This window comes from Oceanobacillus sp. B139/18, assembly GCF_055524595.1.
Genome location: NZ_JBVFXI010000001.1, coordinates 252882 through 276851 on the forward strand (window position 1 = coordinate 252882; position 23970 = coordinate 276851).

Here is a 23970-nt window from a genome sequence, read left to right on the forward strand (position 1 = left end):
ATGTTATTTACTGCATCACAATTAATGAAATTATTCCCCCGGCATCAAGGGAACGTCTCCGCTGATTTAGAAATTCATGAAGTAGTCCATGATAGCCGGGTGAATACAAACCACGGGCTCTATGTACCAATTGCTGGTGAACGGTTTGATGGACATCAATTTATTGGCGGAGCAGTGGAGAACGGGGCAGCAGCAGCCTTTTGGCAGAAAGAAAAGCCGCTTCCGTCAAACCTTCCTGACTCTCTGCTGATATTATTTGTAGAGGACACTGTAAAAGCATTACAGGAGCTGGCTGTTGCGTATCGGAAGGACGTCAACCCGACTGTTATTGGGATTACCGGATCAAATGGGAAAACAACGACGAAGGACCTGACTAATGCTGTCATGCAGACAACGTTTAAAACCCATGCTACAAAGGGGAATTTCAATAATCATATCGGGCTCCCATTGACGATTTTATCGATGGACCGGAAAACAGAAGTGCTGATTCTTGAAATGGGGATGAACCATTTTGGAGAAATCGAGATGTTGAGTAAGATCGGGGAGCCGAATCAGGCGATTATTACCAATATTGATGGGCAGCATATTGAAAATTTAGGCTCTAAAGAAGGAATAGCCAAAGCCAAATTAGAAATTGTGTCGGGTATCAAGCCAGAGGGTACATTGGTTATTGATGGGGACGAACCGCTGTTAACAGATGCAGCTGTGCCTGTAGCTAAAACACGGGTCGGCTTCAGTGAAGACAATGATGTAGTGGTTCGCAATATCACCGTAGAGGAAGAAACGACAACCTTTGATGCAGGAGAGAAAACTTACCAGATCTCGCTCTTAGGAAAGCATCACGCAAAAAATGCCGCTTATGTTATTCAACTGGCATCCGGGATGGGAATAGCTCCTGAAACAATCCAGAAAGCGTTCGGACAATTAGAAATGACGAAAATGCGCTTTGAAAAGCATACAGGCAAAAATGGTATTACGATTATTAATGATGCTTATAATGCTTCTCCTGCATCTATGAAAGCATCGATTCAAGTAGTCGAAGAAATGAAAGGCTATCAGCATAAAATACTTGTATTAGGTGATATTTTAGAGCTTGGTGATTATGCAGAAGAATTTCATCGCGGAATTGCAGATGTTATTCATTCTGAGATTACAGCAGTGTATACGTATGGTAATCATTCGCATTACATACATGACGAATTAAAAAAGAAAGGTACGGAGCTGATTGCTGTCCACTTGCAGGATAAGCAGGAGCTGGTGAATCAGATTGAACAATATCTGAAACCGGAAAACCTTATTTTGCTGAAAGCATCAAGAGGAATGAAATTTGAAACATTTTTAGAACAATTACGTTAAGGCATCTTATAGGTATTGTTTACATCATCAGGAAACAGAATCAGTGCGGTGGATTTGAGGATTAGAGAAGTTTCAGCAAATGCTCATAAGAATTGCACTGATTCTGGCATGCTTTGTTAACAATTCTATAAATGGTTACAAATGAGGTGGAGAGAAAATGAATATTACAGGTTTATTAATTACAATCGCAGTAGCGTTTCTTATAACAGTTCTTCTATCTCCAATTTTTATCCCTTTTTTAAGACGATTAAAGTTTGGACAGAGTATTAGAGAAGAAGGCCCTGAGTCTCATCAGAAGAAATCAGGAACACCGACAATGGGCGGAGTTATGATTGTATTCAGTATTGTGATTACATCCCTGATTATGGGAATGAGAATGGACACAGGGATCGGCTATGAGCTGTGGCTGTTACTTTTTGTGTTATTTGGCTATGGCTTACTAGGGTTTTTAGATGATTATATTAAAGTAGTAATGAAACGAAATCTAGGCTTAACTTCAAAGCAGAAGCTATTTGGACAAATTATTATTGCACTTGTATTTTATTTTGTTTTGCGCGGGCAGGAAGACTTCTCGTCAGCAATTGCCATTCCGGGAACAACGGTTGAATTTGATATTGGCTGGTTCTATGCAATTCTTATTATTGTAATGCTTGTAGGAGCCTCCAATGCTGTTAATTTAACGGATGGCTTAGATGGTTTATTAGCTGGTACTGCAGCGATTGCTTTCGGTGCTTTTGCCATTATTGCCTGGTATGGCGTGCCAAATGATATGGTAACCGTCTTTGCTTTAGCAGTTGTCGGCGCTCTGTTAGGATTTTTAGTGTTTAACGCGCACCCTGCCAAGGTGTTCATGGGAGATACAGGATCATTGGCGTTAGGGGGAGCAATTGCTGCCATTGCGATACTTCTGAAGCTGGAGATTTTATTAGTAATTATCGGCGGTGTGTTTGTTATTGAAACCTTATCTGTTATTATTCAGGTTATTTCCTTTAAAACGACAGGAAAACGTATTTTCAAAATGAGCCCGCTGCATCACCACTATGAGCTGGTAGGATGGTCAGAATGGAGAGTCGTTACCACATTCTGGTCTGTCGGCCTGCTATTTGCGATTCTTGCTATTTATATTGAGGTGGGTATCTAATGAACACATGGAAACAATTTCCCGAAAAAGTGCTTGTCTTAGGATTGGCCCGAAGCGGTACAGCTGCTGCGAATGTTTTGTTGGAGAGCGGCAAGGATGTAACGGTGAATGATGCGGCAGCATCCTATGAAGATGTACCTGTTTTGACGCTTCAGGAAAAAGGAGCCCGTCTTGTGCTCGGCTCTCATCCGCTAAGTGTTTTAGAAGGGATAGAGATGGTTGTTAAAAACCCGGGTATCCGTTATGATCATCCGGTTGTTGCAGAAGCACAGAAACGCAGTATTCCGGTAATTACAGAGGTGGAATTGGTAGCTTATATAACCGAACAGCCGATTATCGGAATTACTGGTTCCAATGGAAAAACAACCACAACAACGTTAGTTATGGAAATGCTGGAAAAAAGTGATTGTAAGGTAAAGCTTGCCGGGAACATTGGAATTGCTGCAACGGAAGTGGCCCAAACGATGCAAGCAGATGAAAAGGTGGTAATGGAACTATCCTCCTTTCAGCTGCAGGGAATAAATACATTTCGTCCATCGACAGCAGTCCTTTTAAACATTTATGAAGCGCATTTGGATTATCACGGCGATTTAGAAAGCTATGTCAGAGCTAAATGTAATATATTTAAAAACCAGCATGCCGATGATTATCTGGTATATAATGCTGATGATCCGACACTTGAAGAAAAAGTGAAGGGTACAAAAGCAAAAAATATAGCCTTTTCGGCAACAAAAAATCTGTATCATACAGGCGCTTGGGCAGATGATACGCATGTATACTTTTTCGATGAAGCAATTATTCCTTTAGAGGATATTGTCTTGGTCGGGAAGCATAACTTAGAGAATATCCTGGCAGCTGTTGCAGCAGCAAAATTAAATGGAGCAACTAATGAAGGCATACAGCATGTCTTAAAAACTTTTTCCGGTGTCAAGCATCGTTTAGAGTTTGTCGGGCTGCTGCATGGCCGCTATGTTTACAATGATTCGAAAGCAACAAATATCCTAGCTACGCAAAAAGCATTAGATTCCTTTAAAAAGGATATTGTCCTTCTTGCAGGCGGCTTAGATCGCGGGAATGAATTTGATGAGCTGATTCCACATTTGCATCATGTTAAAGCAATGGTTGTATTTGGAGAGACGGCACCGAAACTAGAGCGAGTTGGAAAAGAAGCCGGTATCCAGGTGATTGAGCACGCAGCCGGCGTAGATGATGCAGCTAAAACCGGTTTTTCATTAGCAGATGAAGGTGATATCCTATTGCTTTCTCCCGCATGTGCGAGCTGGGATCAGTACAAAACATTTGAAGAAAGAGGAGACATATTTGTTCAAGCAGTTCATACAATGAAGTAAGGGGCTTGAACAAATACTAATCCTAAACAGCAAACCATATTCGGACAAGCCGAGAATGATACAGCATATTTAAAATGCCCCTATTTCCAAAGTTTATCTCATGGAAAGAAGGGGTATTTTTGTCTAAGTTCATTCAAAATCAAAATAAAGTAGACAGAGTATTATTTGGAATAATCATTCTCCTTTTATGTATCGGTATGCTGATGGTTTACAGCTCATCCTATATTTGGTCGGAGTATAAGTTCAATGATGCATTTTATTACTTAAAAAGACAGCTTTTATTTGCCGGCATCGGGTTTATCGGAATGGTTGTTATCTCTTACTTTCCTTATTATATATGGAAAAAGTATGCAAAGATTTTATTATTTTCTTGCTTTGTTCTGCTTCTCCTTGTGCTTATTCCGGGAATCGGCATGGTGCGCGGAGGAGCACAGAGCTGGATTGGCATCGGTGCATTCAGTATTCAGCCCTCTGAATTTATGAAGCTGGGTTTAATTATTTTTCTGGCATCTATATTATCTGATCATCAAAAATATATTACCTCGTTTAAAAAAGGGTTTTTCCCGTGCCTTCTATTGATTTTTACGGCATTTGGTCTGATTATGCTTCAGCCAGATTTAGGAACTGGAATGGTGCTGGTCTTAACATGCATGATTCTGCTTTTTGTGGCAGGTGCAAAGCTTTCTCATTTTTTTGGACTGGCCGGCATTGGAATTATTGGGTTTATCGGATTGATTGCTTCTGCACCTTACCGGATTAATCGGATTCTGGCTTTCTTAAACCCATGGGAGGATCCGCTAGGACATGGATTTCAAATTATTCAATCTCTTTATGCTATCGGTCCCGGGGGACTGATGGGACTGGGGCTGGGCAACAGCCTGCAAAAATATTTTTATCTGCCGGAGCCGCAGACAGATTTTATTTTTTCAATCATTGGTGAGGAATTAGGTTTAATTGGAGGTTGTACAACTATTTTATTGTTTTTTCTGCTATTATGGAGAGGGATTAAAATTGCTATTGAAGCTCCGGATTTATTTAGCAGGCTGTTAGCGCTGGGAATCGCAAGTATGTTAGCATTACAGGCGATGATTAATATTAGTGTAGTCATCGGATTGATTCCGGTAACGGGAATTACCCTGCCTTTTCTCAGCTACGGCGGTTCATCACTGACGTTAACACTTTGTGCGGCCGGGATTCTTCTAAGTATCAGCAGGCACGCCAAAAGTATGGAAAAAAGTACGAAGCCGATTATTTAAAATAGCAGCGAAGAACATTTATATAAAACGTAAATCCCGTCCATGGAAGAAGTAAGAAAACTTCTGCGGACGGGTTATCCGTGATAAAAAAGAAAAAACTTCAGAAACAATAGAAGTCAATGACGTGTAGCACCATAATTTATGATATAATTTTTGTAAATACTAGGGAGTAAACTGATACAGTTATATTCCCTGAAAATAATGGATAAAGGAAGAAATGGAGATGAGTGATAAAAATATCGTTTCGATTGAGGATCGAATTCCAAAATTGAAGCAAGCTAGGAAGAAAAAAGCAAACAGACGATTAATATTTTATCTATCTATATTTTTCTTTCTCATTGCTATCATTGTTTACTTGCAATCTCCATGGAGTGAAATACGCACGATTGAAGTAAACGGCAATGTATTCTTAACGGATGAGTATATAATAGATGAGTCAGGGGTAACAGAAGGAACAAATATCTGGTCCATGAATGGATCATCTGTTGCAGCCGGGATGGAAGAAAATCCCGTCATTGAACATGCATCTATTAATCGGAGTTTTCCCAGCACCGTTGTGATTGAGGTAGAAGAACAGCCTGTCCTTGGCTATGTTCAGGACGAAAGGGAATTTTACCCGGTTCTTGCAGACGGTCAAGTCATCCAGCAAAATGCACAAAACTCTATCAGCAATGCTCCATTAATAACAGGCTTTAATGAAGCGCAATTAACAGAATTGGCAACAGCCATGGATAATGTTCGCCCAAGTATTTTTAATATGATTTCTGAGATTGAACGAAAAGATTCAGATGAAGAAGAGGATACGCTGCAGGTTAGATTGTATATGAGTGATGGGTTTCTGGTAGAAGGCATTGCAGATCAAATGTTGGACAGATTGGATTACTATCCTTCTATTGTGTCACAGCTTGACGAAGAGGATAGTGGTATCATTCATATAGGTGTCGGCATTTATTTCGAATCTTTTCAAAAAGATGAAATGGAAGAAGTAGATATCGAAGATGAAATTGAAGAACTCAATGAGGAAATTAATGAAGAAAATGAAGAAACAGGAAATGAATAATTTGCAGAATGAAGTCATATATCATCCTTTTTAAACGAATGGTATAATGTCGATTTTTATAGAAATAGATTACTTGAAAAAAATAAGCATAAAATATGTTTATTTTTTATTCATTTTCTTTTAGAATTAAAGACTATACAAAGGATAACGTGGCAGTAAAAATATCGTCAGCATATTTTTACGGGGAGGTGCTCTTTTTTGAACAACAGTGAGATATTAGTTAGTCTTGACATTGGGACAAACACGATAAAAGTAATTATTGGAGAAGTACAACAAGACTCTTTAAATATTATTGGAGTAGGTACTGCAGCGTCAAACGGAATGAAGAAGGGTGCTATAATTGATATTGATCAGACTGTTCATTCTATCAGGAATGCAGTAGAACAAGCAGAACGAATGGTAGGGATGGAAATTCACCGCGTAGTAGTGGGGATAAACGGATCCCATATCCAGCTTCAGCCTTGTCATGGCGTTGTCGCTGTACAAAGTGAGAATCGGGAAATAAATGATGAAGATGTAACGAGAGTAATTGACGGAGCTCAAGTGATTTCTATTCCGCCGGAGCGGGAAATCATCGATGTGATTCCGAAGCAATTTATTGTGGATGGATTAGATGAAATTACGGATCCGAGAGGGATGATTGGTGTCCGTCTGGAGATGGAAGGAACGATTATCACCTGCTCAAAAACGATTTTGCATAATATCTTAAAATGTGTGGAACGGGCTAATTTGGAAGTATCTGATATTTGTCTTCAGCCGCTTGCTGCCGGAACAGTTGCTTTATCAAAGGATGAGATGAATATGGGCTCTGCCCTGATTGATATCGGAGGAGGCTGTACAACGGTATCTGTATTTGAAAATGATCATTTGGCTGCGACAAGTGTTATTAATTTAGGCGGAGACAATATAACGAAAGATTTATCCGTCGGCCTGCGTATTTCTACAGAAGAAGCAGAGCAGATCAAACTAAATTATGGCTATGCATTTTACAACGATGCTTCTGAAGATGAGACATTTGAAGTCACAACAATCGGAAGCAATCAAAAACAGGTATTTAATCAACTTCAATTAGCTGATATGATAGAAGCTAGATTAGAAGAAATATACACTTATATTGATAGGGAAATTCGGAAAATGGGCTTTCAGGAGCTGCCTGGCGGTTTTGTATTGACAGGAGGCACCACGGCTATGCCGGGGAGCTTGGAATTAGCGCAAGACTTGTTTTATTCTCATGTACGTGTAGCTGTCCCGGATTATATTGGTGTCAGGGAAGCACAGTTTACTTCAGGTGTCGGTATTTTACAATTTGCTTATCGTAATGCGAAAATACAAGGGAAAGAATTATATCCTGCTGTAGCAATAGATGGGGAAGCGGAGCAGCAGCCAGTGAAGCAATCCAGACCTGCAGGCGAGAAGAAAAAGAAACAAGGCAAGAAAAAAGAATCAGGATTTGCTAACCTATTCAAATATTTCTTTGATTAATTTCTTTTAACAGAAGTTGAAACGAGGAATTGTTCGTAATTAGTAGACTAGGAGGAAACCATAATATGTTAGATTTTGATACAAACATGGAAGAATTAGCAACGATAAAAGTTATTGGAGTTGGCGGCGGCGGTAACAATGCTGTTAACCGTATGATTGAGCATGGCGTAGAAGGTGTCGAATTTATCGCAGTAAACACAGATTCTCAAGCTTTAAATCTTTCGATGGCTGAATCCAAGATACAAATCGGCGGGAAATTAACCCGTGGTCTTGGAGCCGGCGCTAACCCGGAAGTAGGGAAAAAAGCAGCAGAAGAAAGTAAAGAGCAGTTAGAAGAAGTGTTAAAAGGTGCTGATATGGTTTTTGTTACTGCTGGAATGGGCGGCGGTACAGGAACTGGAGCAGCTCCGGTCATTGCACAGGTAGCTAAAGATTTAGGAGCGCTGACAGTTGGTGTTGTTACTCGTCCGTTTTCTTTTGAAGGCAGAAGAAGATCAACACAGGCGATTTCCGGTATCGATACGCTGAAAGGAAGCGTGGATACACTAATTGTTATTCCAAACGATCGACTGCTTGAAATTGTAGATAAAAATACACCGATGCTGGAAGCCTTCCGTGAAGCGGATAATGTGCTTCGTCAAGGTGTACAAGGCATATCCGATTTAATTGCGAAGCCAGGTCTTATTAACGTTGACTTCGCTGACGTGAAAACGATTATGTATGATAAAGGTTCTGCTTTAATGGGTATTGGTATCGCAACTGGCGAAACAAGAGCAACAGAAGCTGCTAAAAAAGCAATTTCTTCCCCGCTGCTGGAGACTTCTATCGATGGAGCGCATGGTATTTTAATGAATATCACAGGCGGTACAAACCTGAGCTTGTATGAAGTGCAGGAAGCAGCTGACTTAGTTACTTCTGCAGCGGATCAAGAAGTGAATGTTATCTTTGGGTCTGTAATTAATGAGAACCTTAATGATGAAATTGTTGTAACTGTCATTGCTACCGGTTTTGATGAAAATGCTCAGCCAAAAGCAGATACGCGTCAAAAACAACAGCGTCCAAATATAGGACAAACCCAGCAGGCTGCTACACAGCAAACAAATGAATCAACTCCTGTCAGGGAAAGAGAAACATCCAATCCATCACCTTCTAAGCCTCGTCCCGAGGAAGATGAGTTAGATATCCCGACTTTCTTGAGAAACCGTAATCGTAATCGATAAAACGAAAAAATACTGTGCTAAGAGAACTCTTTTAGCACAGTATTTTTTTATTTAAAGAGTAAGAAAGTATATAAAAAATGCTGAATATAGCCGCTCTAACGGCTTTCATGGGGTAAGTAATCTTAGGCCCCAGAAATACACTCCGCTTTCCGTGGGCCCCGAGCTCATCTCCTTTAAAGACCAAGCGGTGTTCTTTGTTTATCTAACAGGAAAGAAAGTAAAGTTTCCTTGCCCCTCTTTTTTATTCCAAAAATCGTTAGACATTATTTCTAAGAATAAGTGCTAAATAGCTTAATTTTGCACACAAGAATTGACAGACTTTTCTCTTTCGATTGTCTATACTTTTCATCATATATTACTTCCATTCTATGAATATCATGATCAGCAAAGTACGCAGGAGATAACAGCTTCTTCTGATTAGCAGCAATTTAGGGGGTGCAACAGAGAGTGTCTATTTACTTAGACGTTATTTGGGCATTAAATTTTATGGTAGATTTAATGCTGCTGATGCTCGTACAAATACTTGCCCGGAAACCAGTAAAAAGAAGGCGCTTATTTCTAGGGGCATTTATTGCGTCATGCATTGTTCCGCTGACGATTTTGTATCCAAATTCGTTTTTTAATCATGTGGCCGGGAAACTGTTCTACTCTTGTATTATCATTTTCAGCACATTTGGATTTAAGAGTCTGTATCGCTTTATTAAGCTGATTTGCCTCTTTTATTTTGTATCCTTTTCCATTGGAGGCGGGTTAATGGCAATACATTTTTTCCTGCAGCGTCCGGTAACTGTTTCTTTGGAAGGGATAATCACCTTCAACCAAGGCTATGGTGATCCTGTCAGCTGGATATTTGTTATTACCTGCTTCCCGATTATTTGGTATTTTACAAAGAGACGAATGGACGAGCACGTAGGAGAACAAGTGAAATATGACGAAATGTACAAGGTAATCTTAACAATGAATCATCAGTCTTTTGAATCCATTGGTTATATCGACAGCGGAAATCAGCTTGTCGATCCATTAAGCAAGCAGCCTGTCGTCATTTGTGATCAGCCGTTTTTAAAGCAATGGTTCGATGATGAAGAGTGGGAAGAGCTGAAAAATATGAAAGAGCATTTAGACTTCAGCCGGCTGCCAAAGAAATGGGAGGATAAGCTGCATTTAATTCCTTACCAGGGAGTAGATGGAACACATTCTTTCATGCTTGCTATTCGGGCTGAGGAACTGACAATTTTTTATAATAACGAAATTCTTCAGGCAGTAAATGTATTCATTGGAATTCAATTTGGAGTATTGGAAAGGGACGGGCAATATCATTGCTTGCTGCATCCCCTCATCATTAAGCAATCTATCATACAATCTGCATAAAGGAGCGTGCGTTAAGTGGCTAATTGGAAATTCAAATTTAAATTACGCTGGTATCAATTTCTTAAAAAAATTGGAATAAAACCAAAGGAAATCTATTATATAGGCGGAAGTGAGGCATTACCCCCGCCGCTGACAAAGCAAGAAGAGCAGGAATTGCTTAAAAAATTGCCCGAAGGAGATAAAGCGGCAAGGTCGATGCTGATTGAAAGAAATTTGAGATTAGTTGTTTATATTGCCAGAAAATTTGAAAACACGGGTATTAACATCGAAGACCTGATTAGTATTGGCACAATTGGGCTGATTAAGGCGGTAAATACGTTTAATCCGGAAAAAAAGATTAAACTGGCAACCTATGCCTCCCGCTGTATTGAAAATGAAATCTTAATGTATCTGCGCAGAACGAATAAATTAAAGACAGAGGTTTCCTTCGATGAACCATTAAATATTGATTGGGACGGCAATGAGCTTTTATTGTCGGATGTGTTAGGAACTGAAGAAGATATTATTACCAAAAGTATTGAATCGAATGTGGATAAATCATTGTTAAAATCAGCATTAGGCAAATTAAATGCACGTGAAAAACAGATCATGGAATTGCGCTTTGGATTGATTGGTGATGATGAAAAAACGCAGAAAGATGTAGCAGATATGCTTGGAATTTCCCAGTCTTATATTTCCCGTTTAGAGAAGAAAATTATACGTCGGTTGAAAAAAGAATTTAATAAAATGGTTTGACTTGATATATCAATTGTTTGCCGCATAGGTTGACTTTATTTACATGATTTTCCTGCATAAAAACTTTTCCCGGGGAGATACTGTCCTTGAACAGCATCTAAGATTGGGGAGGTTTTCGGGAATGGCAAGACATAAAGTTGAAATATGCGGGGTTGATACATCCAAACTTCCAGTACTTAAAAACGAAGAAATGAAAAAACTATTTATCCGGCTGCAAGAAGAAAATGACATTACAGCCCGGGAAGAATTGGTAAACGGCAATTTACGCCTTGTTCTTAGTGTTATTCAGCGTTTTAACAACCGGGGAGAATATGTCGATGATTTATTTCAGGTCGGCTGTATTGGTTTAATGAAATCAATCGATAATTTTGATTTGTCCCATAATGTACGTTTTTCTACCTATGCTGTTCCGATGATTATCGGTGAAATCAGAAGGTACTTGCGGGATAATAATCCAATTCGTGTATCCAGATCTTTACGTGATATTGCTTACCGGGCTCTGCAGGTCAGGGAACAATTAATCAGTAAAACATCCAAGGACCCATCTCCAGCAGAAATCGCCAAGGAAATGGGAGTAGAGCAGGCTGATATTGTCTTTGCGCTGGATGCCATCCAAGACCCTGTTTCGCTTTTTGAACCAATTTATAATGATGGCGGCGATCCGATTTTTGTCATGGATCAGCTGAGCGATGAAAAAGATAAAGATTCCTCCTGGGTTGATAAGCTATCGCTAAAAGAAGGAATGCATAGATTGAATGCTAGGGAAAAGATGATATTAAATAAGCGCTTTTTTCAAGGGAAAACACAAATGGAAGTGGCGGATGAGATTGGCATATCCCAAGCACAAGTGTCCAGACTTGAAAAAGGAGCTATCCATCAAATGAATAAGCAAATGTTTGAATAAGGAACTAAAAGCCTTGTCCCCGCGGCAAGGCTTTTTGCATGCAAAAATAACTGTTTCCTTTTTATTTTCCATGAAAAAAAGCATGTTCCAATGCATAGGATAAGAAGAGGAGGGAGCTGGCATGGTGAAACTATCTGAACTGCAAATAAAAGAATTGATTGTCATGGATGATGGAACAAGGTTAGGGCATATCATTGACTTAGAGATAGATGGAAGAACCGGAAGAATCATTGCAATTATTGCGGAAGCCAAAGGGAAAAAATCAGGCATGTTTGCGAAAGCAGGCGAGCTTTTTATCGCCTGGGAAAAAATTGTACGGATTGGGGAAGATGTTATTTTAGTGGAGAAAGTAAAAGGACCGGATCTTTATACCGAAGATTAAGGAGAAATTATCGATATAATGTGTTAAAATAAGACACAAATTTGAATTTAAGATAATGTTCAATAGGAGACATTATGGGGAAAAGAGGGGAAAAACATGGAGCCATTTCAGCTTAAAAGTGAGACAAGACTTCATTTATCTTCATTGGAGGAAGAAATTCCAGGTCTGGTAGCAGGCTTTACAACAAAAAATGGCGGTGTAAGTGAGGGGGCTTATAAGCAATTAAATATGGGGCTCCATGTGTTGGACGACGAGAATAAGGTGCTGGAAAATCGGCGGATTCTGAGCAAGGAATTAAATATTCCCCTGAACCGTTGGGTTTGCGGTGAACAAGTACATGGAACAAGCATCCATTTTGCAGGGAAAGAAGATGCGGGAAAGGGCAGTATTTCCTTTGATTCCGGTATTTCCGGCATCGATGGATTAATTATCAATGAGGCGGATTCTCTCCTCGGCACGGCTTTTTTCGCAGACTGTGTTCCATTATTTTTTGCAGATTCGACCACAAGAATAGCGGGTATTGCTCATGCCGGCTGGAAAGGAACAGTCGGACAGATTGCCCGGGAAATGGTACAGAAATTGAAAGAAGCCGGTGCCTCTATAGAGAATTTGAAAGTTGTGATAGGCCCGAGTATTTCCAAAGAAAACTACGTTGTTGACGATGTTGTTTTATCACATCTAACTGATGAACAGAAACAAAAATTTACGAAAGAAATATCGCCAAATCAATATTTCATCGATTTAAAAGAGCTTAATGTCGATATCCTTGTACAATCTGGCGTCTTTCGTCATAATATAGAGGTAACAAAATATTGTACATTACAAGATGAGAAGCTATTCTTTTCTCATCGGCGCGATAATGGAAAAACAGGGAGAATGCTCGCGTTTATTGGATTTGAGAAACAGAAGAAGTAATGGAGGATAAGAATGGTTGCAGTAAAAGAAAATCTAATGGAAATTCAAGCAGATATCGAGCAGGCTGCAAGGAGAGCAGGCAGAAATAAGGAAGATATTAATATTATCGCAGTGACGAAATATGTTACAATAGAACGAGCTAAAGAAGCATTATCTGCCGGGGTAATTCATCTGGGTGAAAATAGAAATGAAGGATTTTTAGCGAAATTTGAAGAGATCAGGGACAGTGCCACTTGGCATTTCATTGGTTCCCTGCAATCCAGAAAAGTAAAAGATATCATACATCATATTGATTATATTCATTCACTAGACAGAAAATCTTTGGCGAAAGAGATTAATAAACGGGCAGAAAAAACGGTGCCCTGCTTTGTTCAAGTCAATGTGAGCGGAGAAGAATCGAAACACGGATTAGATGAAGGAGAAGTGGAATCGTTTATTAAAGATTTAGCGGCATTTGAGCATATACAGGTGGCAGGTTTAATGACGATGGCTCCGCATGTCGATAATCCGGAAGAAACCCGGCCGCTGTTTAGAAAATTGCGTTTGCTGAGAGACCGTATAAAGGGGCTTGGTTTAGACTATGCACCATGTGAATACCTGTCTATGGGAATGAGCAATGATTATGAAATTGCTGTAGAAGAAGGTGCAACACATATTCGGATAGGTACCAAGCTGGTCGGCAGCGAATTATAAAGTGAGGTGTAGTAAATGAGCTTTAAAAAGAAGCTTAAAAATTATTTCACGATGGACGATGAATATGAGTATGAATATGCCGAGGAAGAACAAAAAGAAGAAATACCCCAGGTTCAGGAAAAAACAGCAGGAAGCAAAAATGTTGTGAACCTTTCCAGTATACAAAATACGAATTCAAAGGTTGTATTAGCTGAGCCGAGAAATTATAATGAAGCTCAGGACATCGCAGATAATATTGTTAACAGACGAGCTGTAATCATTAATCTGCAGCGTGTGGATCGTCAGCAGGCAAAGCGGATCGTTGATTTTCTGAGCGGAACGGTTTATGCCGTAAAAGGGGATATTCAAAAATTAGGATCAGAAACATTCCTGTGTACGCCGGATAATGTAGAAGTAACCGGCAGTATTTCTGAAATGTTATATGAGCAGGAAGATTATGATAAAGGATGGTAGCAGGAGATGTTGGCACAAATCGTTTCACTAATAAGCTTTGGTTTAAACATTTATAGCTTTGCACTAATTGTGTATATTTTTATGTCCTGGTTCCCTGGAGCCAGAGAATCTCAATTTGGAGAATTACTCGGAAAAATTTGTGAGCCTTACTTAGAAATTTTCCGTAAGTTTATTCCGCCGCTTGGTATGATTGATTTTTCTCCAATTGTTGCGATATTATTATTGCATTTTGCAAGAATGGGATTTATCCAATTTGCAATGATGCTTTAGGCTTGAAGGAAAGGAATGACCATGGAAGTTTATCAGCATTTTCGAAAAGAAGAACAGCCATTTATTGATCAGGTTCTTTCATGGAAAGACCAGGTGGAGCGATCGTATATTCCAAAATTGACTGATTTTTTGGATCCGCGCGAACAAGAAATCGTGCAGATGCTGTTAGGCACTAATCACGACGAGCTTCAGGCAGCTGCTTTTGGCGGATCCGAGTACAGTGAACGAAAAAGAATGGTGATTGCTCCTATTTATGAAAGCATTACAGAAGATATGTTTCAAGTAGAGCTGCTGGAGGCATCTTACCCGGAGAAATTTGTAAGTCTGGAGCATCGGGATGTAATGGGTGCTTTTTTATCACAGGGTGTGAAGCGAAAAAAATTAGGAGATATTACAGCAGCAGATGGGAAAATTCATTTACTTGCAGCGGGAGAGGTCGTCCCTTTTATCAAGATGAATTTAACATCTATTAAGAAATCTCGTATATCTTTCAAAGAACAGCCGCTCACTTCGCTGGTTACAGAAAAAAAAGCCTGGAAAGAATATGATAAAACTATTTCTTCCCTGCGTTTAGATACAGTTGTTAAAGAAATATATGGTGTCTCCCGAAAAGACGCTGCTGCTTTGATTCAAAAACTGCTCGTAAAGGTAAATTACCGGGTAGTAGATGATGTGAAATTCCAATTACAAGAAGGGGACATGCTCTCTGTACGCGGAAAAGGCAGAAGTAAAATTACAGCGATACGCGGGAGAACCAAGAAAGATAAAATCAAAATGACGGCGGCAATTTTGCAATAAATGCTGGAAATTTAGCTGGAATTATTGAATAATAAAGAGAGAAATCGGAAGCTCAAGCAAGCACCGATTAGGGAGGTGGAGATGGTGGCACTATCACCATTAGATATTCATAATAAAGAGTTTGCAAGAGGATGGAAAGGCTATGACGTGGATGAAGTAAATAAATTTCTTGATCAAGTGATGAAGGATTATGAAATTGTTATACGTGAAAGAGATGAACTGGATCAAAAAGCGAAAGAGCTTCAGGAACGATTAGGACACTTTACGAACATTGAAGAAACATTAAATAAATCTATTCTGGTTGCTCAGGAAACAGCAGAAGATATTAAAGGCAGTGCGCAAAAAGAAGCAAAATTAATTGTGAAAGAAGCAGAAAAAAATGCTGACCGTATTGTCAACGAAGCATTAAGTAAAGCGCGTAAAATATCCCTTGATGTGGAAGAGTTGAAAAAGCAGGCAAAAGTATTCCGATCAAGAATGCGCATGCTTGTGCAGGCTCAATTAGAAATGCTCGGTACAGATGATTGGGAAGAATTATTTGATACTGAAGTGGATGAAGATTTAGAATTGATGGAGCATGAATCTTAAAGGCTTGACTTAGGCTTGTATATTACATATAATTCATACAAGTATCATGTTTTTTGACATTTAATTTATGCTAAAAATTTCATAATCACTATCGTTATACAATGAAAGAGAAAGTATAGAAGATGACTCTGTGTAAGCGAGTCAGGGGCGGTGGAAGCCTGATACAGAAGTCTTTTAGAAAATCACTCTGGAGTAGCTATTATGAAAATAATGTAGTAATAGCCGGCTGTCCACGTTACGGATTTCGAGTGAATTTAATGCCGTGCATTAAATTTATAAGGGTGGTACCGCGAGTCTTCTCGTCCCTTTAGGGATTAGAGGACTCTTTTTGTATATAAAAATTTAATCTACGATGTGTCATGAAAATAACAGGAGGGAATATCTTGGAATATAAACAAACATTATTAATGCCGAAAACAGCTTTTCCAATGCGTGGAAATCTTCCAAATAAAGAGCCGGAGCGCCAACAGAAATGGGAAGAAAGTGAACAATATCAAAAAAACTTAGAACGTACAAAGGACAGAGCCTTATTTATTTTACATGATGGACCGCCTTATGCGAATGGAGATATCCATATCGGTCATGCACTGAATAAAATCTTAAAGGATTTTATTGTCCGTTATAAGTCCATGACAGGCTATTATGCACCATATGTTCCAGGCTGGGATACACACGGGTTGCCGATTGAAACAGCATTAGCGAAAAAGAAAGTAAAAAGGAAAGAAATGTCTGTTGCAGAATTCCGCAAGCTTTGTGAAGAATATGCACTTGGACAAATTGACAGCCAGCGTACACAATTTAAAAAATTAGGTGTACGTGGTGATTGGGATAATCCATATATCACCTTAACGAAGGATTATGAAGCTTCTCAAATTAAGGTGTTTGGAGAAATGGCACGAAAAGGCTATATTTATAAAGGACTTAAGCCGGTATATTGGTCTCCGTCTTCTGAATCTGCCCTTGCAGAAGCAGAAATCGAATATCAAGATAAACGCTCTCCATCTATCTATGTTTCCTTCGAAGTAACGGATGGAAAAGATGTGCTTGACGGCGGCGAGAAGATTATTATCTGGACGACAACTCCTTGGACGCTTCCAGCGAACTTAGGAATCAGCTTACATCCTGATTTAAGCTATGTAGTAGCACAAGTAAATGATGAAAAATATGTCATTGCAGAAGCTTTATTAGAAGATGTGAAAGAAGTATTAGGCTGGGAAGATGTAACGGTTGTGAAGAAATTCAAAGGGCAGGAAGCGGATCGTGTAGAAGCACAGCATCCATTTTACAATCGTAAATCCCTTGTTATGCTTGGAGAACATGTTACAACTGATGCGGGGACTGGATGTGTTCATACAGCTCCTGGTCACGGGGAAGATGACTTCTATGTTTGCCGCAGATATGGAATCGATGCATTTTGCCCAGTGGATGAAAAGGGTGTCTTTACGAGTGAAGCGCCAGGATTTGAAGGTTTATTTTACGATGCAGCAAATAAAGTTATCACAGAACAATTGGATGAGAATGGCGCCTTATTAAAATTAGAATTTATCACACACTCTTATCCGCATGACTGGAGAACAAAGAAACCAACTATCTTCCGTGCAACTTCCCAGTGGTTTGCATCTATTAAAGATTTCCGTCAGGATATTCTTGATGAAATTAAAAAAGTGCATTGGTATCCGCATTGGGGAGAAACAAGACTTTATAATATGGTGAGAGACCGTGAGGATTGGTGTATTTCCAGACAGCGTGCCTGGGGAGTTCCGATTCCAGTATTTTATGGGGAAGACGGAACAGCAATCATTACAGATGAAACGATTTCGCATGTATCCGAACTCTTCCGTGAGCATGGTTCCAATGTCTGGTTTGAAAGAGAAGCGAAGGATTTATTGCCGGATGGATTTACATCAGAGCATAGTCCAAATGGCAAGTTTACTAAAGAAGTCGATATTATGGATGTTTGGTTCGATTCAGGCTCCTCACATGAAGGTGTACTGATGAACCGGGAAGAACTTGATCGTCCGGCTGATGTATATTTAGAAGGAAGTGATCAGTATCGCGGCTGGTTTAACTCTTCATTATCTACTTCCGTCGCAGTAACGGGTAAAGCGCCATTTAAAAATATTATCAGTCATGGGTTCGCCCTGGATGGAAATGGCCGCAAGATGAGTAAGTCATTAGGAAATACGGTTGATCCGTCCAAAGTACAAAAACAATTAGGTGCTGATATTTTGCGTCTGTGGGTTTCCAGCGTGGATTATCAGGCAGATGTGCGTATCTCGGATGCTATTTTAAAACAGACTTCAGAAAGCTATCGTAAAATCCGGAATACCTTCCGTTTCTTACTGGCGAACCTTGCTGATTTTGATCCTAGCAAAGATCGCGTGAAGGATGAAGAATTGCAGGAAGTAGACCGTTATATGCTTTATCGTCTGCAGCAGATCTTAAATAATGCACGTGATAATTATGAGCACTTTGAATTTGCACCAGTAATCAGCCAAGTCCATAATTTCTGTGCTGTTGATTTAAGCTCCTTCTATTTAGATTTTGCGAAGGATATCCTGTATATTGAAGCTGCAGACCACCCGCGCCGCCGCAGTCTTCAAACAGGCTACTATGAAATTTTAACAACACTTGTGAAATTGCTTGCTCCAATTATTCCGCATACAACGGAAGAAGTTTGGGAATACATTCCTGGAGTGGAGGAAGAAACGGTTCACTTAACAGATATTCCTGAGCCGCGGGAGGTTGCAGGTGCAAAAGACATTGTCGGAAAATGGGATCACTTTATGGAAGTAAGAGATGATGTTCTGAAAGCACTCGAAGAAGCAAGAAGCGAAAAGGTTATCGGGAAATCATTGGAAGCTAAAATTACAATCGTGCCGCTTGATGAAGAAACGAAGCAGGTGCTTGAAAACATTTCGCATCTGCATCAATACTTTATTGTTTCAGAAGCAGTTATCGCAGATGAAAAAGGAACAGGCAAAGCATATGATTATGTTGAGGTTGCTGTTGAAAAACATCCTGGAGAAACGTGTGAACGCTGCTGGGTTGTTTCAGAAACAGTAGGCGAAGACAAAGATCATCCAACACTATGTGCTAGATGTGCCAGTGTTGTCAAAGAAAATTATGAGAATTAAAAAACAGGAGCCAGCTTTCTCAAAAGCTGGCTCCTGTTTTTACATATCTGCAAATTGTAAATGCTAATTATTGTATTTTTCTTTACAATTATAAAAATTACCAGTAGACTTAATTTGTAAACTGAATAAGTATTATGCACTGGGGGAGCTGTTAAGCTGAGAAAGACATTCTGTATTGACCCTTGGCACCCGAACTAGATAATCCTAGCGTGGGGAATGTGCAGTCGATAAGGAATTAGATAATTTATCCATTTATCAATAAATCTATCAAAGGCTGCATTCTATGGAATGGGCTCTTTTTTTATTGAATATATTCCCCATTTCGCTTATATCTTTTAAGCTTGATGATCAGGAAGGGCCGCTAAGAAGCTTGGCATAACAGGGAGCAGCTCCTGCAACAAGTAATTTGTTCATTGGAGGTGACGAAATTGAAGAAACAGTGGGCGTTTATCGATACAGGATTCCGTGGTGCTGCATGGAACATGGCTTTTGATGAGTGCTTGATCAATTGGCATCAAGAAGGTAAAATTCCGCCGACATTACGTTTCTATGGCTGGGAAAAGCCCAGTTTATCGATTGGCTACTTTCAAAAAGTCGATAAGAAAATTGATCTGGAAGCAGTGGAGCGCCATCAGTGTCAGTTCGTCCGTCGTTTGACCGGCGGCAGTGCTGTGCTTCATGACGATGAATTAACGTATAGTTTGGTTATTACAGAGAGTGATCCAGATATTCCTGTATCTGTACAAGAGGCCTACCATGTACTGGCAGAAGGAATATTTGAAGGATATCGCAATTTAGGGATTCCTGCAGAATATGCAACACTGGACAGAGAAAGTGCCAGAGGAAGGACAGCAATATGCTTCGAAAAACCTGCGTTCTATGAAATGGTTGTTGACGGTAAAAAGCTTTCTGGAAACGCACAGACAAGGAAAAAAGGTGTATTGATGCAGCATGGGTCTATTCCTATGAGCATGAATACAAACATGCTTTTTGATTTATTTGTATTCTCTTCCGAAAAAATAAGAGAACGAAGCCGGGCAGCATTTTCTAAAAAAGCGGTGACGATTAATCAATTAACGAATCGAGAGCATCGGTATGATATGCTGACGGATGCATTCAAAGAAGGGTTCAAGGAAGGTTTAGGTTTAGAATTTCATCCTCTGCAATTAACCAAGGCTGAGTGGGATGAAGTAGAGCAATTAGCACAATCAAAGTATGAAACGGAAGCGTGGAATATCAACTCAAACAAGGAGCGTGCTGGCATTGGCTAAACAATCAGAATATATTCGTAAACCAGAATGGCTGAAAACAAAAATCAACACCAATGAATCATACAAAAAATTAAAGAACTTAATGCGGGATAAACGGCTGAACACAGTTTGTGAGGAAGCAAAGTGTCCGAATATTTATGAATGCTGGAGCGAGCGAAAAACGGCAACTTTCATGATTTTAGGAGATACCTGTACACGCGGCTGCCGATTCTGTGCCGTAAAAACTGGTCTTCCAAGCGGAGTTGACCTGGGAGAACCAAAGCGGGTCGCTGACTCTGTTGAAATTATGGGATTAAAGCATGTCGTTATAACAGCAGTTGCGCGTGATGACCTGGAGGACGGGGGAGCTGCTGTTTTTGCCAACACAGTCCGTGCAGTTCGTCATCAGAATCCAGGCTGTACAATAGAAGTTCTCCCTTCGGATATGAAAGGGGACTATGAAAGCTTACATACACTGATGGACAGCGAACCGGATATTTTCAATCATAATATTGAAACGGTGAGACGTTTAACGAAACGTGTTCGGGCAATTGCAAGATATGACCGGTCCTTGCAGCTGTTACAGCGTGTTAAAGAAATTGCTCCGGACACTCCTGTGAAATCAAGTATTATGGTAGGCTTGGGAGAAACAAAAGAAGAACTTATCGAGGCAATGGATGACCTGCGGGCGCATGATGTGGATATAGTTACTATCGGGCAATATTTACAGCCGACCAAAAAGCATTTAAATGTGGAACGGTACTATCATCCCGATGAGTTTGAAGAATTGAAAAATATCGCCCTTGAAAAAGGCTTCTCGCATTGTGAAGCTGGACCGTTAGTACGCTCCTCCTACCACGCGGATGAACAAGTAAGCCAGTCAGCCGCCCAAAGGCGAATTAAATATATGAAAGGCTATGAGTCACAGGAAGATACAAAGGTTGATTTTCAATTTTAAATGATATATTTTCTGATAATATTCCTCTCTGCCCGTTTATAAAACGGCCGGAGGGGATTTTTTATATGCTCATATGCTTACGAACCGATGAATGCAGCTGTCAGAAAGAAGGAAAGCCGTATTGTTTCTTGAAAATTACCAGCAGAAAGGATAAGATAAAGAAAGCTTGGTAAACGAACCCTGAAAAGGCGCAGATTTGCTTTAGATTGGAGAAATGAACATGTGGAGATATTATCTGATTACACTTGTCCTGATTGGGATAGACCAATGGACAAAATGGCTTGTTGCTGCACGAATGGAAATAGGTGAATCAATCCCGATTGTGGAGGACTTCTTTTATATTACCTCACATCGGAATTCAGGAGCAGCATGGGGTATTTTAGAAGGACAAATGACGTTATTTTACATTATTACGGTTATTGTGATTGCCGGGTTAATATACTTTTTACATACACATGGAAAACAGGACCGCCTGATTGCTGTCGGGGTCAGTGTATTGATTGGAGGGGCGGTCGGGAATTTCATCGACCGTATTTTATATCAAGAAGTAGTAGACTTTGCAAACTTCTATATTTTTAATTATAATTTTCCGATATTCAACGTCGCAGATGCATCTCTTACAATTGGTGTGGTGATTGTGATGATTGCAATTATTTTGGATGAGAGAAAGCGGGGGAAAGAGAAAAAATGACAGTAAACCAGCATACAGTGACAGAAACAGAGCATAAAAAAAGAGTGGATAAAATACTGGCGGATGTGCTGCATGAATATTCGCGTTCTCAAATTCAGGGCTGGATTGAAGAAGGCAATGTCAAGCTGAATGGAGAAGCAGTGAAAGCAAATCAAAAATGCCAAACCGGAGAAAGCCTTACATGGGAAATACCTGAAACCAAACCGCTTGTTTTAGAACCGGAAAATATTCCTTTAGATATCGTTTATGAAGATGAGGACCTGCTGGTGGTGAATAAAGCAAAAGGGATGGTTGTCCATCCTTCTGCAGGTCATCATACCGGGACATTGGTCCATGCGTTATTATATCATTGCACTGATTTATCAGGAATTAACGGTGTGGAGCGCCCCGGGATTGTCCACCGTCTCGATATGGATACGAGCGGACTTTTAGTTGTTGCGAAGAATGACTACGCCCATCAGTATCTATCAGAGCAGCTGCAGGAAAAGACATTAAAAAGAACGTATGAAGCAATTGTTCATGGAGAAATTGGCCATGAGACCGGGTTAATCGATGCACCGATCGGCAGAGATCCGAAAGACCGTCAAAAAATGGGGATCGTTGAAAACGGCAAACAGGCGGTTACTCATTTTCGCGTGCTCGAACGTTTCCCTGACTATACGCATGTGGAATGCCAATTAGAGACTGGCAGAACACATCAAATTCGTGTGCATATGCAATATATTGGTTTTCCGATTGTAGGCGACCCCAAATACGGTCAGCGGAAATCGTTAGATGTCCAAGGGCAGGCTCTGCACGCGAAGCAAATTGCTTTTTTCCATCCGAGGACAGAGCAGCAGATGGAATTTGAAGCAGCACCGCCTGCTGTCTTCATGGAAGCACTCGACCAAATCCGCAAAATGTATTGACAGGCTCGTCATATTCTGACATAATAAGTAACAACAAATAAAGACCTTTAACAATAGTCCTGTGAGGCTAGGAAGGCTGCGATTAGCAAGTTTGCTTACGGTACACGTATGCCCTTTTCCATCAGCAGGAAAAGGGCATTTTTATGCAATTTGGAAGGGGCGGGCTAATTTGAAGAAAAAAACAGAGATTCTTGATGCTGCAGCGATAAATAGAGCATTGACCAGGATGTCCCATGAAATCCTGGAAAAGAACAAAGGCGGAGAGAACCTTGTTTTAATTGGAATCAAAACAAGAGGCGTTCCACTGGCGAAAAACATTCAAGAAAAAATCAAGCAAATTGAAGACATCGAAGTTCCGTTTGGCGAATTAGATATTACCATGTACCGGGATGATTTGGAAAAAAAGGATCATCACGAAGAACCGCGAATCAACTCGGTTTCTATTGATATGGACATAACGAACAAACAGGTCATTCTGATTGACGATGTTCTTTATACAGGCAGAACTGTCCGTGCGGCAATGGATGCTGTAATGGATGTCGGCAGACCGGCGACGATTCAGCTTGGGGCTTTGGTAGACCGCGGGCACCGCGAGCTGCCTATTCGGGCTGACTATGTTGGCAAGAATATACCTACTTCTGAGCAAGAAATTGTTGTTGTTCAGCTGAGTGAAAAAGATCAAGTAGATCTTGTTTCTATTTATGAAAAGAATACATGATAACTTTTAATCAGATCCAGAGAGATTTGAAAGGTTGTTCAGAATAGCGAATGCTTATAGGGTATTCGTCTAGCTCTCTGCAGCCTTTGCAGGGAGCTTTTTTTTAGGAAGTTCAAAAAGTCACTAAATGATAAATGAAGAGCCCTTTAGTTGACTTGCTTTATCCGATGGGGCTGCGGTTACCGATGTTGTCAGGTTAATGAATTTTATTAATTTTGATATAGATAGTAATAAAACCTATCTAGCGTAGTGTTTTTCCGCAGCGGTCGCGCTAACCTGACAACATTGCTGCGATTACTCGTCCCATCAAAACCCGTTAGCAACTTTTTGAACATATA

The 23970-nt window shown here is 40.0% G+C and carries 23 protein-coding genes, 1 riboswitch and 1 other annotated feature; all 23 genes read left to right on the top strand.

All coding sequences use genetic code 11. The features are described from left to right. Complete coding sequence (locus tag ACZSMY_RS01190) at positions 1-1356, top strand: UDP-N-acetylmuramoyl-tripeptide--D-alanyl-D-alanine ligase (protein ID WP_465147411.1); 1356 nt, start codon at positions 1-3, stop codon at positions 1354-1356. A 157-nt stretch (positions 1357-1513) separates the two neighbouring features. Further along, positions 1514-2497: a phospho-N-acetylmuramoyl-pentapeptide-transferase gene (mraY, locus tag ACZSMY_RS01195; protein ID WP_042535188.1), complete on the top strand. Its 984-nt coding sequence runs from the start codon at positions 1514-1516 to the stop codon at positions 2495-2497. Further along, positions 2497-3846, top strand: coding sequence for a UDP-N-acetylmuramoyl-L-alanine--D-glutamate ligase (murD, locus tag ACZSMY_RS01200; RefSeq protein WP_465147412.1), 1350 nt, complete (start codon positions 2497-2499; stop codon positions 3844-3846). The genes mraY and murD overlap by 1 nt, the downstream gene beginning before the upstream one ends. A 131-nt stretch (positions 3847-3977) precedes the next feature. Continuing rightward, positions 3978-5102, top strand: a complete 1125-nt coding sequence (gene spoVE / locus ACZSMY_RS01205; RefSeq protein ID WP_256706326.1) for a stage V sporulation protein E — start codon at positions 3978-3980, stop codon at positions 5100-5102. A 223-nt stretch (positions 5103-5325) separates the two neighbouring features. Further along, positions 5326-6162, top strand: coding sequence for a cell division protein FtsQ/DivIB (locus ACZSMY_RS01210; protein ID WP_042535183.1), 837 nt, complete (start codon positions 5326-5328; stop codon positions 6160-6162). Between the two features lie 198 nt (positions 6163-6360). Next, a complete protein-coding gene (gene ftsA, locus ACZSMY_RS01215) occupies positions 6361-7644 on the top strand; it encodes a cell division protein FtsA (RefSeq protein WP_042535180.1) in 1284 nt (427 codons plus the stop codon). 65 nt (positions 7645-7709) lie between these two features. Continuing rightward, positions 7710-8864, top strand: a complete 1155-nt coding sequence (gene ftsZ / locus ACZSMY_RS01220; RefSeq protein ID WP_042535178.1) for a cell division protein FtsZ — start codon at positions 7710-7712, stop codon at positions 8862-8864. Positions 8865-9311: 447 nt separating this feature from the next. Next, positions 9312-10232 carry a sigma-E processing peptidase SpoIIGA gene (gene spoIIGA, locus ACZSMY_RS01225; RefSeq protein ID WP_193063320.1) on the top strand — a complete coding sequence of 307 codons (921 nt, stop codon included), beginning with the start codon at positions 9312-9314 and terminating at the stop codon, positions 10230-10232. 15 nt (positions 10233-10247) lie between these two features. Next, the gene (sigE, locus tag ACZSMY_RS01230; protein ID WP_193063322.1) at positions 10248-10967 is read left to right on the top strand and encodes an RNA polymerase sporulation sigma factor SigE; all 720 of its coding nucleotides are present in this window, start codon (positions 10248-10250) and stop codon (positions 10965-10967) included. A gap of 121 nt (positions 10968-11088) precedes the next feature. Then, positions 11089-11871 (top strand): RNA polymerase sporulation sigma factor SigG, encoded by a 783-nt coding sequence (gene sigG, locus ACZSMY_RS01235; protein WP_193063324.1) that lies wholly within the window; start codon positions 11089-11091, stop codon positions 11869-11871. 121 nt (positions 11872-11992) lie between these two features. Further along, entirely contained in the window at positions 11993-12253 is a 261-nt protein-coding gene (locus tag ACZSMY_RS01240; protein WP_040979961.1) for a YlmC/YmxH family sporulation protein, read from the top strand. Positions 12254-12349: 96 nt separating this feature from the next. Further along, positions 12350-13168 carry a peptidoglycan editing factor PgeF gene (gene pgeF / locus ACZSMY_RS01245; RefSeq protein ID WP_465147413.1) on the top strand — a complete coding sequence of 273 codons (819 nt, stop codon included), beginning with the start codon at positions 12350-12352 and terminating at the stop codon, positions 13166-13168. Positions 13169-13180: 12 nt separating this feature from the next. Beyond that, positions 13181-13861 carry a YggS family pyridoxal phosphate-dependent enzyme gene (locus ACZSMY_RS01250; protein ID WP_465147414.1) on the top strand — a complete coding sequence of 227 codons (681 nt, stop codon included), beginning with the start codon at positions 13181-13183 and terminating at the stop codon, positions 13859-13861. A 15-nt stretch (positions 13862-13876) separates the two neighbouring features. Beyond that, positions 13877-14314, top strand: a complete 438-nt coding sequence (locus ACZSMY_RS01255; protein WP_465147415.1) for a cell division protein SepF — start codon at positions 13877-13879, stop codon at positions 14312-14314. Positions 14315-14323: 9 nt separating this feature from the next. Further along, entirely contained in the window at positions 14324-14584 is a 261-nt protein-coding gene (locus tag ACZSMY_RS01260) for a YggT family protein (protein ID WP_374705734.1), read from the top strand. 21 nt (positions 14585-14605) lie between these two features. Further along, positions 14606-15382 (top strand): YlmH family RNA-binding protein, encoded by a 777-nt coding sequence (locus ACZSMY_RS01265; protein WP_193063366.1) that lies wholly within the window; start codon positions 14606-14608, stop codon positions 15380-15382. Positions 15383-15466: 84 nt separating this feature from the next. Further along, the gene (locus ACZSMY_RS01270; protein ID WP_042536343.1) at positions 15467-15970 is read left to right on the top strand and encodes a DivIVA domain-containing protein; all 504 of its coding nucleotides are present in this window, start codon (positions 15467-15469) and stop codon (positions 15968-15970) included. Between the two features lie 92 nt (positions 15971-16062). Continuing rightward, positions 16063-16280 (top strand) — a binding site (T-box leader). Between the two features lie 73 nt (positions 16281-16353). Next, on the top strand, positions 16354-19107 hold the full coding sequence (gene ileS / locus ACZSMY_RS01275; RefSeq protein ID WP_193063330.1) for an isoleucine--tRNA ligase: 2754 nt from the start codon (positions 16354-16356) through the stop codon (positions 19105-19107). 131 nt (positions 19108-19238) lie between these two features. After that, positions 19239-19341: riboswitch (TPP riboswitch) on the top strand. A gap of 194 nt (positions 19342-19535) precedes the next feature. Further along, positions 19536-20378: a lipoate--protein ligase family protein gene (locus ACZSMY_RS01280; protein ID WP_175297072.1), complete on the top strand. Its 843-nt coding sequence runs from the start codon at positions 19536-19538 to the stop codon at positions 20376-20378. Next, complete coding sequence (lipA, locus tag ACZSMY_RS01285; RefSeq protein ID WP_042535161.1) at positions 20371-21315, top strand: lipoyl synthase; 945 nt, start codon at positions 20371-20373, stop codon at positions 21313-21315. Before ACZSMY_RS01280 ends, lipA begins: the two co-directional genes overlap by 8 nt. A 220-nt stretch (positions 21316-21535) precedes the next feature. After that, on the top strand, positions 21536-22006 hold the full coding sequence (gene lspA, locus ACZSMY_RS01290; RefSeq protein WP_042535158.1) for a signal peptidase II: 471 nt from the start codon (positions 21536-21538) through the stop codon (positions 22004-22006). Continuing rightward, positions 22003-22914, top strand: coding sequence for an RluA family pseudouridine synthase (locus ACZSMY_RS01295; protein ID WP_465147416.1), 912 nt, complete (start codon positions 22003-22005; stop codon positions 22912-22914). The genes lspA and ACZSMY_RS01295 overlap by 4 nt, the downstream gene beginning before the upstream one ends. A gap of 169 nt (positions 22915-23083) precedes the next feature. Then, positions 23084-23632: a bifunctional pyr operon transcriptional regulator/uracil phosphoribosyltransferase PyrR gene (gene pyrR, locus ACZSMY_RS01300; protein WP_212928499.1), complete on the top strand. Its 549-nt coding sequence runs from the start codon at positions 23084-23086 to the stop codon at positions 23630-23632. Positions 23633-23970 lie beyond the last annotated feature (338 nt).

Bases quoted from the DNA above. Each gene is read 5' to 3' on its own strand.
- ACZSMY_RS01190 (WP_465147411.1), top strand. From the start codon at position 1: ATGTTATTTACTGCATCACAATTAATGAAATTATTCCCCCGGCATCAA.
- mraY (WP_042535188.1), top strand. From the start codon at position 1,514: ATGAATATTACAGGTTTATTAATTACAATCGCAGTAGCGTTTCTTATA.
- murD (WP_465147412.1), top strand. From the start codon at position 2,497: ATGAACACATGGAAACAATTTCCCGAAAAAGTGCTTGTCTTAGGATTG.
- ACZSMY_RS01210 (WP_042535183.1), top strand. From the start codon at position 5,326: ATGAGTGATAAAAATATCGTTTCGATTGAGGATCGAATTCCAAAATTG.
- ftsZ (WP_042535178.1), top strand. From the start codon at position 7,710: ATGTTAGATTTTGATACAAACATGGAAGAATTAGCAACGATAAAAGTT.
- sigG (WP_193063324.1), top strand. From the start codon at position 11,089: ATGGCAAGACATAAAGTTGAAATATGCGGGGTTGATACATCCAAACTT.
- ACZSMY_RS01240 (WP_040979961.1), top strand. From the start codon at position 11,993: ATGGTGAAACTATCTGAACTGCAAATAAAAGAATTGATTGTCATGGAT.
- pgeF (WP_465147413.1), top strand. From the start codon at position 12,350: ATGGAGCCATTTCAGCTTAAAAGTGAGACAAGACTTCATTTATCTTCA.
- ACZSMY_RS01250 (WP_465147414.1), top strand. From the start codon at position 13,181: ATGGTTGCAGTAAAAGAAAATCTAATGGAAATTCAAGCAGATATCGAG.
- ACZSMY_RS01255 (WP_465147415.1), top strand. From the start codon at position 13,877: ATGAGCTTTAAAAAGAAGCTTAAAAATTATTTCACGATGGACGATGAA.
- ACZSMY_RS01265 (WP_193063366.1), top strand. From the start codon at position 14,606: ATGGAAGTTTATCAGCATTTTCGAAAAGAAGAACAGCCATTTATTGAT.
- lspA (WP_042535158.1), top strand. From the start codon at position 21,536: ATGTGGAGATATTATCTGATTACACTTGTCCTGATTGGGATAGACCAA.
- ACZSMY_RS01295 (WP_465147416.1), top strand. From the start codon at position 22,003: ATGACAGTAAACCAGCATACAGTGACAGAAACAGAGCATAAAAAAAGA.